Origin of the sequence: Granulicella aggregans, from assembly GCF_014203275.1 — a bacterium.
Taxonomy (GTDB): domain Bacteria; phylum Acidobacteriota; class Terriglobia; order Terriglobales; family Acidobacteriaceae; genus Edaphobacter.
Genome location: NZ_JACHIP010000006.1, coordinates 199,437 through 213,754, shown reverse-complemented (window position 1 = coordinate 213,754; position 14,318 = coordinate 199,437). Strand labels below are relative to the sequence as shown.

9 protein-coding genes are annotated in these 14,318 nt (G+C 60.2%); 3 read left to right on the top strand and 6 right to left on the bottom strand.

The window, feature by feature from the left end; all coding sequences use genetic code 11:
• Positions 1-39: 39 nt before the first annotated feature.
• From HDF16_RS20795 to HDF16_RS20775, 5 genes are all read right to left on the bottom strand, one after another.
• On the bottom strand, positions 40-1,110 hold the full coding sequence (locus HDF16_RS20795) for an ATP-binding protein (protein WP_184221197.1): 1,071 nt from the start codon (positions 1,108-1,110) through the stop codon (positions 40-42).
• 12 nt (positions 1,111-1,122) lie between these two features.
• Positions 1,123-1,566, bottom strand: coding sequence for a response regulator (locus HDF16_RS20790; protein ID WP_184221195.1), 444 nt, complete (start codon positions 1,564-1,566; stop codon positions 1,123-1,125).
• Entirely contained in the window at positions 1,563-3,428 is a 1,866-nt protein-coding gene (locus tag HDF16_RS20785; protein ID WP_184221193.1) for a sensor histidine kinase, read from the bottom strand. The genes HDF16_RS20790 and HDF16_RS20785 overlap by 4 nt, the downstream gene beginning before the upstream one ends.
• A 229-nt stretch (positions 3,429-3,657) precedes the next feature.
• Positions 3,658-5,241 (bottom strand): B12-binding domain-containing radical SAM protein, encoded by a 1,584-nt coding sequence (locus HDF16_RS20780; RefSeq protein WP_184221191.1) that lies wholly within the window; start codon positions 5,239-5,241, stop codon positions 3,658-3,660.
• Positions 5,242-5,660: 419 nt separating this feature from the next.
• On the bottom strand, positions 5,661-6,530 hold the full coding sequence (locus HDF16_RS20775; RefSeq protein WP_246409565.1) for an acyl-CoA desaturase: 870 nt from the start codon (positions 6,528-6,530) through the stop codon (positions 5,661-5,663).
• 270 nt (positions 6,531-6,800) lie between these two features.
• On the opposite strand from HDF16_RS20775, the gene HDF16_RS20770 reads away from it, so the two are divergent.
• Genes HDF16_RS20770 through HDF16_RS20760 form a run of 3 tightly spaced genes read left to right on the top strand, consistent with a single transcriptional unit; the run spans position 6,801 to position 11,391 of the window.
• A complete protein-coding gene (locus HDF16_RS20770) occupies positions 6,801-9,659 on the top strand; it encodes a bifunctional YncE family protein/alkaline phosphatase family protein (protein WP_246409512.1) in 2,859 nt (952 codons plus the stop codon).
• A 57-nt stretch (positions 9,660-9,716) separates the two neighbouring features.
• The gene (locus HDF16_RS20765) at positions 9,717-10,664 is read left to right on the top strand and encodes a type I phosphomannose isomerase catalytic subunit (RefSeq protein ID WP_184221462.1); all 948 of its coding nucleotides are present in this window, start codon (positions 9,717-9,719) and stop codon (positions 10,662-10,664) included.
• A 7-nt stretch (positions 10,665-10,671) separates the two neighbouring features.
• On the top strand, positions 10,672-11,391 hold the full coding sequence (locus HDF16_RS20760) for a hypothetical protein (RefSeq protein ID WP_184221187.1): 720 nt from the start codon (positions 10,672-10,674) through the stop codon (positions 11,389-11,391).
• Positions 11,392-11,625: 234 nt separating this feature from the next.
• Here HDF16_RS20760 and HDF16_RS20755 read toward each other — a convergent pair whose 3' ends face one another.
• Positions 11,626-14,133, bottom strand: a complete 2,508-nt coding sequence (locus tag HDF16_RS20755) for a TIM-barrel domain-containing protein (RefSeq protein WP_184221185.1) — start codon at positions 14,131-14,133, stop codon at positions 11,626-11,628.
• Positions 14,134-14,318 lie beyond the last annotated feature (185 nt).

The following is a 14,318-nucleotide window of genomic DNA, read 5'->3' as shown; positions in this document are numbered from 1 at the left end:
GCGGAGCGTGGGGAAGCTCTGGCTCGATGGGAGGCAGAGTTACGGGGGGAGGGTGAAGTAGAAAGTGGTTCCGTCGCCGTTCGCGGAGTCGCAATAGATGGTCCCGCCATGGCGGTTCACGATCTTGCTGCAGGTGGCGAGGCCGAGGCCTGTACCTTCGAATTCGCCCACACCATGAAGACGGGTGAAGGACTCGAAGATGCGCTCGCGATCGTCGGCGGGGATTCCGATACCGTTGTCTTTGACGGAGAAGAGCCAGAGGCCGTTCTCTTCGAGAGCAGCTTCTACGTGAATCTGGGGGATGTCGCGCTTGCAGTACTTGATGCCGTTGCCGATGAGGTTCTGGAGCAACTGTTCCAGGAGCGAGGCGCTGCCCGTGACGGTGGGGAGATCTCCATGGGTGACGACAGCTCCCTTGAGGCGGATCACGTTGTGGAGGTTTTCCAGCGCGCTTTCGAGCGCTGTGACCATCGATACGGGCTGAAAAGTGACCTCACCTTCAAGCCGGGTGTACTGGTAGAGCGTGGAAATGAGCGTATCCATGCGCGCTGAGGCCTTCAGGGCCCAGTCACAATACTGGGGAACCATCTCCATCTTCCCGTCGCGGATATCTTCCTGGATATACATGACGAAGGTTTGGATGGAGCTTGATGGAGCGCGGAGGTCATGGACGAGAATGTCGGCGAACCGCTCGAGTTCCTTCTTCTGTTCGGCGAGCTTGCGCCGAAGCTGAACCTTTTCGACGGCGTTCTCAATCACCCTGCGAATGGAGGAAGGCGTAATGTCGCCTTTGCGGATGTAGTCGGCGGCACCGCGCTTCATGGCCTCGGTGGCGACGAGTTCGTCGCCGTGACCGGTGGACATGACGAGGGGCATGTTGGGGCAGCACTCGCCGAAGGAGGTGAGCGCCTGCAGGCCGTCCTGTCCGGGGAGCTGGTAGTCGACGACGGCGCAGTCGAAGGAGACTTCGCGGCATTTTGCGATCCCCTCGTCCACATCGACGACATGGGCACACTCCGCTTCGAGCTTGGACTGGCGAATCGCCCGCGCTATCTGCCGGGCGTCGCCGAGGTCGTCGTCTACCAGCAGGATTCTGAGGGGAGCTTTCATCGTTCTCTCACGCTAAGGCAGCTCAACGATGCGCCAGTAGTTGTCGACGAGGCTGAAGAGGCGGAGGAAGTCTTCACCCGCCTTCTCCTTGACGATGTAGCCGGCGACGTTGAGACCGTAGGCTGCGTCCATGTCTTCATCGCGATAAGAGGTCGTAAGGACGAAGACGACGGTCTTCTGCAGGGCGGGGTCGGCACGCAGGGCGGCTACAAGTTCAATGCCGTTCATGCGGGGCATGTTGAGATCGACCAGCATGATGAGCGGAAATTTCACTTTGACTTTGCCATTCTCGCCGCGCAGCAGTTCCAGGGCGTCGATGCCATCGATGGCGCGGCAGAAGGGGTTCACGATGCGGGCCTTGGCGAAGGCCCGTTGCACGGCGCGCGCATCTCCATCGTCGTCGTCCACGAGGAGAATGTTGATCGGCCGGCTCTCAGCTTGAGCGGAGTATGTCATGCGTGCGCTCCTGCGGGGCTGGCTGCTACGGCCCGCTCGATATCAGGCTGTTGAGCTGGCCAGGTAAAGCGGAAGGTGCTGCCGCGTCCGTCAGATTCGACCGCAACGGTGCCGCCGAAGACCTCAACGTTCTTGCGCACCATAGCGAGACCCATGCCGCTGCCTTCGACCTGGTCGCGTGGCTTGAGGGTCTGAAACATATCGAAGATGCGGGCGTGGAAGCGGGGATCGATACCTGGGCCGTCGTCCCTGACCTCAAAGGTTTGCATCTTCTCGCCGGGGTCGACGATGACGTCGATCCTGCCTGTCTTTCTGTCGTGATGCTTGATGGCATTGCTGATGAGGTTCATCAGGATCTGCTGGAGCGGCATGCGGCATAGCGAGAGGCCGGCGAAGGCGGGGTCTACGGTGATTTCAAAGCCTGCGGGCGGCGTGATCATGGCGAGTACGTCATTCATCAGCGAGGCCCCGGAGACGATCTCAGAGAAGTCGGCGTCAGCCTTACGGCCGATTCGGGAGTAGGCGAGGAGGTCGTTGAGCAGCCTGTCCATGCGCTTGACCCTGCCACGTAGCATCTGCATGTTCTCGCGGATCTCGCCGGTGAGATGCTCTTCGAGGTCTTCTTCGAGCCACTTGGAGGCGTTGTCGATGACGCGAAGCGGGGCCTTGAGATCGTGCGACGCGGCATAGGCGAACTCGTCGAGTGCCTGGTTGCTGCGGAGCAGGGCCCTGGTGTAGCTGGCTGCCTCTTCTTCGGCGCGCTTCTTCTCCGTGATGTCGCGAATAATCCCGGAGTAGTGGCGGGCTCCTGCGAGTTGAAAGCCGCTGATTGAGAGTTCGACGGGAAAGGAGCTGCCGTCCTTCCTTCTGCCACTGACCTCGCGACCCATGGCTCCGCTTCTCGGATCGTCGCTTTGATTACCGGCTTCTGCGAAGTAGCCGGCGTGCTCGCTGTAGTAGCGCTCGGGAAGGAGCGTGCTCAGGTTCTTGCCGACGATCTCCGCCTCGGAGCAGCGAAACATCGCCTCGCACGAACGGTTGAAGGTTTCGACGTTCCCGTGATCATCAATCGTGACGAGGCCGTCGATCGCGTTGTTGACGACAGCGGCGAGCATTGCCTCTGTACCTTTGCGCCTGCCTACCTCTCGCAGGTTCTTCGACGCCCCGACGACTCTTCCCTGGAGATCCTTGACGGGCGATACGGTGATCGAGACTTCGATTCTGCTGCCGTTCTTATGCAGGCGGACAGTTTCGAAGTGTTCGATTGCCTTGCCGTGCACCATTGCGTCCAATATCTGGCCCTCCTCCTTCAGGAGTTCGAGTGGGATGAGCATAGAGATCGGCCTTCCGATAGCCTCCTCCTCTCGGTAGCCAAAGACGCGCTCGGCCCCGCGGTTCCAGCTCTTGATGGTGCCGTCGAGAGACTTTGAGATGATGGCTTCGTCGGAGGAATCGACGATGGTAGCGAGCAGAGAGGCGTTGCCAGCGGCCTCTTGGCGCACCGCTGTGAGCTCCTGTTGCGCAAGAGCTTCCCGAATCACCCGATGCTGAAAGAGTTGTTCGGCGGTCCACCAGATGACGGCGATGTTCACGACGCGATTGGTCAGAAGCATCCACAGGGTGACCGCGCTCGGATGTTTGAGACAAGCGCCCGCTATCGTCATCACGCTGGCGACGAAGGCGTAGAGGAAGACGACTCGGGCACGCGAAAACTGTAGGCCGAAGTAGATCAGAGGAATATAGGCCGTGCAGAACACGACACCGCGGGGGGTGCGTGCGTCGGCGATCAAGACCAGGATGGCGGCAAGGACGGGCACCCAGATCGCAATCTTCGAACCCGTGGTGGTCGCTTGATAGGGCATCCTGGTGTCTCTGGTTGAGATTTCGCTCTGGTCCAGCTTTGGGGCCCAAGGACGAACAGGCGCAGGAGTTGCGGCTGCACTGAGAGAGGTTATCGGCTGGAAGGCGAGGGGGCTTGAAGTGTTTTGGGGAGGCTTTTCAGGGATGGGAGAGAGGCGGTTCGTGCGGCACACGAATCTCCCACCCATCGCACAAGACAACGGCGCGATGGATGGGACACCCGTTTCTTGCCTAGGCTGACGGGTCTATGGTCGACGGCAGTGCTGTGAGCTGGGTGAGACGGGGCATCGTGCGGGCGCGGGGAGCCCAGGTGGGATAGGCCAGGTCTGGCATGGGCTTCGAGACAAAGAGCAGGCGGGTCTTGGCGGCGATCCAGCGAGCGGTCGTCTTGGCCTTGCTGCGGCGGGCGCTATCGGTCGAGATGCCGGTGCCGGCGTACATCTGGCGGTAGAGCTTCGAGAGCAGGACGAAGGCGATACGACCTTTGAGGTTGTTCTGGATGCAGGACGAACGCTTCCAGACCGGACCCCACTCGTAGAAGCGGTCCCAGACGCCCTGGGTGCGGGTCTTGATCTCGTCCGACGACATGGAGGGATGTGGGGTGAACATCTTGGGGCGGATGGCGGTGGGGATGAGCCAGTAGCGGGTGATGGGAGTGCCATCGACGAGCTCGGGGGCGGCGGCCTGTTCTTTTTCCCAACGGCCAAAGTCGACGGTTCCGGGGAACGGGGTCATCATGACGAACTGGGCGAAGGTGACGCCGGCTTTCATGGCGACTTCGACAGTAGCATTGAAGGTGGATTCCTTGTCCGTGGGAAGGCCGAAGATGAAGGATCCTAGGACGTGTACGCCGTGCTTGCGGAATGTCTGGAGCTGCTGAATGAGACGGTCGCCGGAGTAGTTGAAGTCCTTGTAGACGGCCTTCAGACCTTCGGGCGTTACGGCTTCGACACCGACGAGAGCGCCCTTAATGTTGGCCTTGCGCATGGCGTCGAGATAGTCGGTGTCCTCGGCGGACTCCATGGTGATCTGGGTGAAGAAGACCATGTCCTTGGGGAGCTTGGCGAGCTCGGCCATGAGGGCGTAGCGTTCGGCGCGAGTGGCGCGCAGGGAGTCAAGCTTGGCCTGATCGCCCTGTTGTTCAGCGAGACGCAGGTCGGTCAACGTGACCGGGTAGAAGTTGTCGTCGGCGAGTGCGATGAAGCGGAAGCCGAGACGGCGGAGGTCGATGATCTCGTTGATGACGTTTTCGAAGGAGCGCTGGCGGGGCTTTTGGCCGTCGGTGCGCCAGACGGAGCAGAAGGAGCAATGTTTCGGACAGCCGCGGATGGTCTGGACGGAGGCCCACATGTACTTGTCCTTCTGCATGAGGTCCCAGCGGGCGGCGAGGAACTCCTCGCCTTCGATCTTGCCGCCTTCGTAGACGAGCTTGGTCGAGTCACTCTCGATGTCGCGGAGGACGTTGCCCCAGGCGACATCCCCGTCTCCCTTGACGACGTGGTCGGCGTAGCCGCGTTCGAAGGGCTCGTCGGGAAAGAGGGTGGCGTGGATTCCGCCGTAGACTACGGTCGCGCCGCGATCCTTGGCGAGTTTGCCGACCTGGTAGCCGCGCAGGGCGTTACCGGTATGGACGCTGATGCCGACGACGTCGCCGGACTGGATCGTTTCTGGGTCAAGTTGTTCAATCGACTCGTCTACGAGGATGGGGTCGCCGAAGGAGCGAGGGGTGGCGGCGGCGAGGACGAAGAGCCAGCGCGGGGTGATGACGGCAGTGCCAAAGGCGTTGTCGCTGGGATTAATCAGGTGAACAGACATGCGTAAGAGGGCTCCGCTGGGGGGCGTGCTGACTTCGTGTTCCCAGGGGACCGGCTGTGCCGGTGATCTCCAATGAGAGAGAAGAGCCTCTACTGCGTATGACCTGCGACAGATCGTGCCGAGGTGATGGCCACTCGATCATACAGATTTACGTAGGTGTTTTGTCGGGTAAAAGACAATTTGGGGCGGGGTTTTGGTGCGGTATCGAACAATGCGAGATGGTTCGTGCTTCGCACGAATGTCTGACGGATGCCTGGGGAGAAATCTTCGAGCGGCTCGGGAGCAATGATCGGCTTTGGGGTCCTTCGACTATGTTATTGGCGGTGAAGCTGCGAATAACTCCGCTCAAGATGACGGCTCTCAAAGGAGACGGCCATCCTTCAAGTGAAGGATGGCCGTCTGGGGTGGTTCGGAGGGGTTTAGACTCCGGCTGGCTTGGGGTTCTTGGGGTCGAACTTGGCGATCTGGACCTTTTCAGCGAGGCCGAGCTTGCTGAGGACCCAGATGCAGTAGTAGTTCACATCGAACTCATACCACGTCAGGCCGTGGCGGGCGCTGACCGGGTGGGCGTGGTGGTTGTTGTGCCAGCCTTCGCCACCGGTGAGCAGAGCGACCCACCAGCTGTTGCGGGAATCGTCCTTGGTCTCGAAGCGCCGCGATCCGAACATGTGGGTCGCGGAGTTGACCAGCCAGGTTGCGTGCAAGCCAAGCGTGACGCGGAGGAAGGTTCCCCAGAGGAGCATGGTGAGACCGCCGGAGATGTGACCCGTGGCCCAGGTGCCGATAGCGATCTGGAGAAGGCCAGAGAGCGTGAGCGGCAGCCAGTGGTACTTGCTGAGCCAGACGTGGACCGGATCGCGGGTGAGGTCGGGAGCGTAGCGGCCGAGGAGGGCGGTTTCGGAGTGCATGGCGCGACCGGAGAGGATCCAGCCGGCGTGCGCCCACCAGGTGCCTTCGGTGGGGGTGTGCGGATCGCCTTCGTGGTCGGAGTTCTGGTGGTGGACGCGGTGGGTGGCGACCCAGAAGATCGGGCCTCCCTCAAGAGCCATCGTCCCACAGGCGGTCACGAAGTACTCAACCCACTTGGGGCAGCGGAAGCCGCGGTGCGTCAGCAGGCGGTGATACGAGACGCCGATGCCGACGTTGATGGCGAAAAAGTAGGTGATCGCGAAGGCAGCGAGGTTCTTCCAGGAGAAGAAGAAGAGCGCCACGATTGCGAGGACATGGAAGAGGCCCATGACGATGGTGGTGATCCAGTTGATGCGTCCCTGCTGGTGCTCACGGCCCATGCGGAGGTCCTGCTTGACCTTCTGCGCAACCTTGGCGGCGATGGGAAGGTCAGAGATTGCGTTGGGCAGGTCGCCGATCTGAGGCTTGTACGCGGCGGCAGCCGAGAGCTTTTCAGGTGTGATGGTGGCTTGCTTCATAGGTGTCTTCTTGTCCCCTTGTTCCTGTTACCAAGCTGCTACAAGGACAACGCTAACAGGATCGCAAAGAGGCGGTTGTAAGAGTTTTGTAATGCCGGTTACGACGGAGTTTGATACGTTCGGGGGATGGATATGCGTGGCTTGCGGTGTTACGGCGTAGCGGGATTTGTGAGTGCGGTATGGGTCTCTTCGTTGACGTTTGCGGCATTTGCTCAGGATGGCAAGACGATCGACCTGCCGACGAGCAAGCAGTTAACGATGCCGGTACCGGGTGATCCGAAGCGGTTGAATACGCTGCCGATGTCGATTGCGGTGTCGCCGGATAAGCGGTACGTGGTGACGCTGAATGCGGGCTATGGGACGTTCGAGTCGAACTACGACCAGTCGCTGGCGGTGCTGGATACGACGACGGGAAAGGTCGAAGACTTTCCTGATAGCCGGACGCTGGCGCGCGTGGCGAAGCAGACGCTCTACTCGGGGCTCGCCTTCAGCAAGGATGGACGGCATATCTACGCGAGCATGGCTTCTACAACTGATCCGCTGGGCGAGAAGGATGGCGATAGCGGGAGCGGTGTGGCCGTGTACGGCTTCAGCGAGGGGAAGATTACCGCCGAGAGGATGATCAAGATTCCGCTGCAGCAGCTTGCTCCCGGAAAGACGACGAAGATCCTCGAGCGCAAGGGTGGCGGAGATGGCGTGCTGGGAGTCCCTTTCCCCGCGGCGATCGCGGTGATCGGTGGAGCGGGTGCGGAAAGATTGCTGGTGGCGGACAATCTCTCGGACGATGTGCTGCTACTCGATGCAGTAACGGGCGCGGTGCTGAAGCGGTTCGATCTGGCGGAGACGAACAATGTGCCGTCGGTGTATCCGGTGGCGCTGGCTGTCGCTAAAGATGAGGCGCGGGCTTATGTGGCGCTTTGGAACTCGTCGGAGGTGGTTGAGCTTGATCTGAAGGCGAATAAGGTTGGGCGGAAGCTGGCGCTGTTGAAGCCCAAGAGTCCGATTGCGCCCGGGACGCATCCTTGTGCGCTGGATATTACGGCAGATGGGAAGACGATGTTCGTGGCGTTATCGAATCGCGATGCGGTGGCGGCAATTGATTTGAAGGGCGCGGCCTTCGCGGTGAAGGGGTACTTCGATACGCGGCTGCCAGGGCAGACTTACTTTGGAGCGGAGCCTGCGGCACTGGCGGTGTCAGAGGACGGGCGCAGACTGTATGTCGCGAATATGGGATCGGATGCTCTGGCGGTGATCGATACAGCGAAGTTGACGAAGAGCGTGGCGACGAAGGGGTTTGCGGAGCCGGTTGGATTTGTGCCGACGGAGTGGATGCCGATGAACGTGGCATTCGCCGGAGGCAAGGTTTATGTTGCAACGGCGAAGGGTAAGGGGACGGGTCCGAATAACTTTCCGCAGCGGCTGACGGAGGAGATGAAGTCCCAGAAGAAGCTGAGCACGCCGGGGACGTACATTGCGACGCTGTTGTATGGGTCGATTGCAACGCTTGATGAGGCGGCAGTGCAAAACAACCTGAAAGCGAGTACGGCTCAGGTGCTGGAGTCCAACCGGATGAAGGCGGCGGAGGAGAAGATCAAGTTTGCGGATGGATCGAGCGACCGCATCAAGCACGTGATCTACATCATCAAGGAAAACCGGACGTACGACCAGATTCTGGGCGACCTGAGCAAAGACGGCAAGGCGGTGGGCAACGGCGATGCGAGCCTGACCATGTACGGGGCAGACATCGCGCCGAATGAACACGCGCTGGCGCTGAGGTTCGGAGTGTTGGATAACTTCTTCGACTCGGGAGAGGTATCGGGCGACGGGCATGTGTGGTCGAACGCGGCGATTGGGACGGACTATCTTGAGAAGACGTGGGAGCAGGACTATCGCGGTGGTGAGCGTGGGTACGACTTCGAGGGCGTGGTGTCGTCGGGGTATCCGCTGCTGCAGAAGATTCCCGATGTGAACGAGCCGGCGAGTGGGTATCTGTGGACGAACCTTACGAAGCATGGCAAGACGCTGTATCACTTTGGCGAGTACATCTCCTCGGTCTTCTGCGATGAGAAGCATACGGACAATCCCCAGGACGGCCCGATGCTTGCCGGCGAGCCTTGCAAGGACCCGGAGATCAAGCCAGGGCAGCCTCTGCCGGCTAACTGGGGAGGCGGTGTAAATCTTTGGCCATGGGCGATCCCGCGGATGGCGAAGAACCTGGCGACCAAGCCTGAGCTGGTGGGGCACTTTGCCGTCGAGGCACCGGACTTCAACCTGATGGTGCCGGACCAGATTCGGGTGCAGATCTTCGAGCAGCATCTGAAGCAGTGGGTGTCTGATCGTAAAGCTGGGCACGACACGATGCCGAACTTCGTGATGCTGCGGCTGGCGAACGATCATACGGCGGGGACTACTCCGGGAGATCCGACGCCGAAGGCGTCTGTAGCCGATAACGATTTGGCCGTGGGGCGGGCGGTCGAGATGATCTCGCATACCAAGTTCTGGGAGGACACGGCGTTCTTCATCCTTGAGGACGATGCGCAGAACGGGGCCGACCACGTGGATGCGCATCGGAGTACAGCTCTAGTGGTGAGTAAGTATTCACCAAAGGCCGCGGATGGCGGACCGTTTGTGGATAGCCGGTTCTATTCGACGGTGAGCGTGATTCGGACGATGGAGACGCTGCTGGGGATTCCGCCGATGAATAACAATGATGCGTTGTGCTCGCTGATCAATACGGTGTTTACCGGTGCGGGCGATGATGCGCCGTATCAGGCGGACTATCGGAACCGGGATAACGGGCTGATCTATACGGCGAACAAGAAGACTGCGCCGGGTGCGAAGGAGTCGATGAAGATGGACTTTCGTCATGCGGACCGTGCGGATGCGCAGAAGTTGAACGTGGTCCTTTGGCAGGATGCGATGGGGGGTAAGACGGTGCCTCCGATGCTGATGGAGAAGCGGAAGAAGGCTAAGAAGGATGATGACGACTAGGCCGCGCGACTCCAGAGATGTCGATCACGGTAAACTTGAAGCATGAGTGAGAGCGCAATGGTATCGTCAACATCCTCCCCTTTTCGTCTAAAGCCCTTCTTCAGCCCGCGGCCCTGGGGCAAGCCTAATTTGAAGCCCTGGTATGAAGAGACAGGGACGACGGAGCTGGTGGGCGAGGCCTGGCTAACCGGACCGCAGTGCCTGGTGGAGACCGGACCGTTGGCGGGGCGGACGCTGGGCGATGTCGCCGAAGAGTACGCGGGCGAGCTGCTGACGCCGGGGGCGATGGCGGAGTTTCCGCTGCTGGTGAAGATGCTCTTTCCGGATGCGAAGCTATCGGTGCAGGTGCATCCAGACGACGCGGAGGCACAGGCAATTGGACTCCATCGGGGCAAGACGGAGTGCTGGTACGTGCTGGAGGCGGAGCCTGGAGCGACGATCGCTCTCGGACTCAAGCCTGGCACGACGATCGCCGGGATGGCTGCCGCGGTCGAGGACGGCACGATGGAGTCGCTGATGGAGTGGGTACCGGTGACGGTGGGCGAGATGATCTTCGTCGACGCCGGGACCGTTCATGCCATAGGGCCCGGGGTGGTGCTGCTCGAGACGCAACAGACGTGCGATACGACGTACCGGCTTTACGACTACGGAAGGCCTCGCGAGTTGCATCTGGAGAAGGGTCTGGCGGTGACGAAGCTGCATACCGCTGCGGGCAAAGTCGAGCCGGTGGAAATGGACGGGTTTACCCGGGTGATCTCGCAGAAGTACTTTGTGGTGGACCGGTTTGAGGTCGCGGCCGGGACGACAATCTCGCTTGCGGATGTAAGCGGCGTCTCAGAGTGCCTCGTCTGTTTGAAGGGCTCGGGAACGGTGAACTCCGGAGAAGGCGGCGTGGCGCTTGGAGTTGGCGAGGCGGTGGTGGTGCCGGCTACTGCCTCGGGCGTTGAGGTTGTGGCGGGAGATGCGCTTACTTTCTTTCGGTGCTTTGAGCCAAAGGTGGCGTAGGTTGAGGATGCGTCGATTTTACTTTGGCGTGGTTGCTTTGGCAGCGATGGCTGTGCCTGTTGGTTTGCAGGCGCAGGATCCTCTGACGCTGCCGGGTAAGAACTACCGCGTGGTGTTGGAGAACAGTGATGTCGTGGTAGTTCGCGCGCACTATGGGCCACACGAGAAGATCCCGGTGCACGACCATACCAGCTTCTCGACGGTGTTTGTATACCTGAGCGATTCGGGGCCGGTGCGGATCAATCATGAGGAAGAAGGGTCGAAGGAAGCTCCCGTTACTCGACCACCCACGGTAAAGGGAGCGTATCGCGTTGCTCCGGGGATTGCGGAACGGCATAGCATCGAGAACCTTGGAGAGTTGAGTTCGGACTTTCTACGGGTGGAGTTGAAGCGGGTGTCGTTGCAGGTGAAGGAGCCATTTCGGGGCAAGGCTCCGCAGAGTCTGAGTGCGGATTCAGATGTAGTGGAGTTCAGTGATCCGCAGGTTCAGGTTGAGCGGATTGTTTGTGTGGAGGCGGAGGCTTGTGCGGTCAAGCCGGTTGGTGGGCCGTCGCTGCTCGTTGCGTTTACGACGTTCGAGATGAGTTCGGGGAGGACACACAAGAACGTGCCGGTGTATGCCGGGGCGGTGCGCTGGGTGCCGGAGGGTGAAGTGACAAGCGTCAAGGGAAGCGGGGCTGAGGCGGCACACTTGCTGCGGATTGTCTTGAAGGCCGGCTCCCGCTAGAGGCGAAGTTGGCGCTATAGTGACCGGATATTCTCCGCCGAGGTTTTGTGCGAATGATCGACGACCCTGCAACGCGCCTTGAATCTGAACGGACGAGTCAACCGACAGGCCTCCTTGTCGGGGCACGGATGAGCAATGACAGGCTGCCGCACACGCCTTTGTGATGAAACAGATTTATCGCAAGGCTCATTGACGGTTGCACGAACAGGACAATGTTTGAAAGTTCATCTACCGCTATCGGAAGGTCACCTCTGTCGCTGTAGAAGCCGCGGGCACGATAAGGATTGACGCCGCCGTCGTCGCTTCAACCTTTACGCTCTTGCCGTTCGCCACGGCGATATGCTGCTTTCCGGCCAGACCGTAGACCTCAATACGCAGTGAGTTCCACCACGGCGTGAAGCTGCCTGTCGGTGCCTCGAGCTTTACCGTCACAGCGCCATTCTTCGCCTCCGTGCAGGAGAAGTGTTGGCGAAAGAACTTGCCCTCGCGATAGGCAAAGCTCGTCCCATCATCCTGGTAGACCGACCCCTCGCACTTCGCGCCCGGATACACGCGCAACGTCAGCGGCCCATCGGGCTTCTCCATCGTGCTCTGCGTCAACGGCGCGACCGGGATGATCGATCCGCCCCGTACATACACCGGCAGCTCCGCGAGCTTCGGCGTTATATAGATAGGCTTGTTCGGTGGAAGGGCGTCACGCTGCTCAAGATCGCGCGCGCCCACTGCGGTCAGCATCGCAAGCCGCTCGCCCGTCCAGTAGTCATACCATTGGCCAGGTGGTAGTTGAACCTCGTAAGGCGCGACCTCCTCAGGTGAAGGCGAAGCCGCGACGAGGATGCGATCGCCGAATAGAAACTCGCCCGTAGCGTCGTTATCGAGTGGATGTCCATCGGTCGTCGCGTCAGGAAATTCGAGGAAGAGCGGGCGCATGATCGGAAGCCCCGTACGCGAGGTCTCTTCAGCCGAGGTGTAGAGGTAGGGCATCAGGCGATAGCGCTCTTCGATGAAGTGTTTGCGAATTGCCTCATGCTCCGGCCCATCGACCCATACCTCGTGGTCGCGCGTGCCCTTCGCAGAGTGGTCGCGATCGATAGGTTGGAACGCGCCAATCTCGATCCACTTCGTCAGCAGGTCAGGCGGAGGCGAACCCGCAAATCCGCCCACGTCCGCGCCCGTCATGGCGAAGCCGCTGAGGCCGAGGTTCTCGATCTGGGGCACCGTCTGTCTTAGATGGTTCCACGTCGCACTGTTATCTCCGGTCCACGTCGCCGCATATCTTTGGCCGCCAGCATACGAAGCGCGGGTCAACACGAACGGCCTCACGTCCGGCTGCAGCTTCAGCAGCCCCTCGTAGGTGCCGCGCGAGTTCTCCATGCCGAAGACATTGTGGATCTCAAGATGCGTCGCTGTACGTCTCGCAAAGCCAGGTTCATCGATGCGATGCTGCACGTTGTCCGGCATCGTCTTAGTCGGAACCTCAAAGACCGCGGGCTCATTCATATCGTTCCAAAAACCGGCAACACCCTCATCGGTGAACCCCTTGTACAGGGTGCCCCACCAATCACGCGATACCTTCTGCGTGAAGTCCGGAAAGACCGCTGGCCCCGGCCACACAACTCCGGAGAAGACACTTCCGTCGGGATTCTTTACGAAGTGGTCGCCCGCGATCCCGCTGTCATACGGAGCGTACCCAGCATCCGGCAGCTTCGCGATATGCAGGTCGGTGATGACGATCAGATGGAAGTGGTCCTTCGCAAGATCTGACACCATATCCTTGAAGCGCGGAAACGCCTTGGTATCGACGGTGAACGGCCGGTTCTTCTCCTGGAAGTCGATGTCGAGATACAGAGCGTCGCTGGGAATCTTGTCCGCGCGCAGCCGGTTGGCTATCGTCATCAAGCGAGTCTCCGTCTCGTAGCTATAACGCGACTGCTGAAAGCCCAGCGACCACATCGGCGGCAGCGGTGTTGTTCCCGTCAACCACGCGTATGTTTCGACGACCTTCTTCGGCTCAGGGCCGCTCCAGAAGTAGTAAGTGAGTGGCCCGTCGACAGCGCCGAAGGTGTACTCGTTCGGATCGCTGCGGCCAAAGTCGAAGTTTGTCCGGAAGGTATTGTCGAGCAGCAGCCCGGTCGCATGCCCGGCACGAAAGTTGATGAAGAACGGAATGGTCTTGTAGATCGGATCGGTCGACTCCTGCCATCCGAACATATCCGTGTTCCACATCGTAAAGGCTTCACCCGCACGGTCGAGCGGGCCGGGCTTATCGCCAAGCCCGAAGAAGTGGTCGTCCTGATGCTTCTGCTTCGCAACCGTGAACCCATGCTTGTGCCATTCAATCGGAGCCGCGTCCTCCTGCAGGATATTGCCGGCAAGGTCGCGGATCGTGATCCGCATATCCACCGAGATGCTCACCTGTAGCGAGTTCGTGCGGAAGCCAACAGCGCCATTGGGACTGTTCGGCCCGGCCACCACCTTCACCGACTCTGAGAGCGCCGCAGGAACCACCGCCCAGGAGGCCTTCTCCGGGAACTGGCCCCGCGCATGGCTGGCTGTCACGCGTAGCACGTCGTCGCGCAGTGCAGTCACCCTGAGGGTATTTCCGCCATGCGAGACCATCACGCCATCGGGCAGCACCGAGATTCCAACGGACTCCGCGATGTTGCTGGCAGCAGCGTAACGAGGCACTCCGGACACAAAAGGAAGAAGGACTACAGCAAGGATGGCGAACGCGCTCTTCATCCGAACATCAGACCCCAAACGATGAACTCTTAGCAAGCTTCTTGTTCAACGACCGGTTGCCACGCAATCATTGGTGACAGAAGAGTGACATCCGATTCGCAGTCTATACAAGTTGCGCGGATACACTGATACATATCCGGCTCGCCGCGGATCTCACGAACATTTTGCAACATATAAGGAGAAGG

Excerpts from the sequence above, each read along its gene's own strand:
- HDF16_RS20770 (WP_246409512.1), top strand. The coding sequence starts at position 6,801 with ATGCGTGGCTTGCGGTGTTACGGCGTAGCGGGATTTGTGAGTGCGGTA.
- HDF16_RS20795 (WP_184221197.1), bottom strand. The coding sequence starts at position 1,110 with ATGAAAGCTCCCCTCAGAATCCTGCTGGTAGACGACGACCTCGGCGAC.
- HDF16_RS20760 (WP_184221187.1), top strand. The coding sequence starts at position 10,672 with ATGCGTCGATTTTACTTTGGCGTGGTTGCTTTGGCAGCGATGGCTGTG.
- HDF16_RS20790 (WP_184221195.1), bottom strand. The coding sequence starts at position 1,566 with ATGACATACTCCGCTCAAGCTGAGAGCCGGCCGATCAACATTCTCCTC.
- HDF16_RS20780 (WP_184221191.1), bottom strand. The coding sequence starts at position 5,241 with ATGTCTGTTCACCTGATTAATCCCAGCGACAACGCCTTTGGCACTGCC.
- HDF16_RS20775 (WP_246409565.1), bottom strand. The coding sequence starts at position 6,530 with ATGGGCCGTGAGCACCAGCAGGGACGCATCAACTGGATCACCACCATC.
- HDF16_RS20765 (WP_184221462.1), top strand. The coding sequence starts at position 9,717 with ATGGTATCGTCAACATCCTCCCCTTTTCGTCTAAAGCCCTTCTTCAGC.
- HDF16_RS20785 (WP_184221193.1), bottom strand. The coding sequence starts at position 3,428 with ATGCCCTATCAAGCGACCACCACGGGTTCGAAGATTGCGATCTGGGTG.
- HDF16_RS20755 (WP_184221185.1), bottom strand. The coding sequence starts at position 14,133 with ATGAAGAGCGCGTTCGCCATCCTTGCTGTAGTCCTTCTTCCTTTTGTG.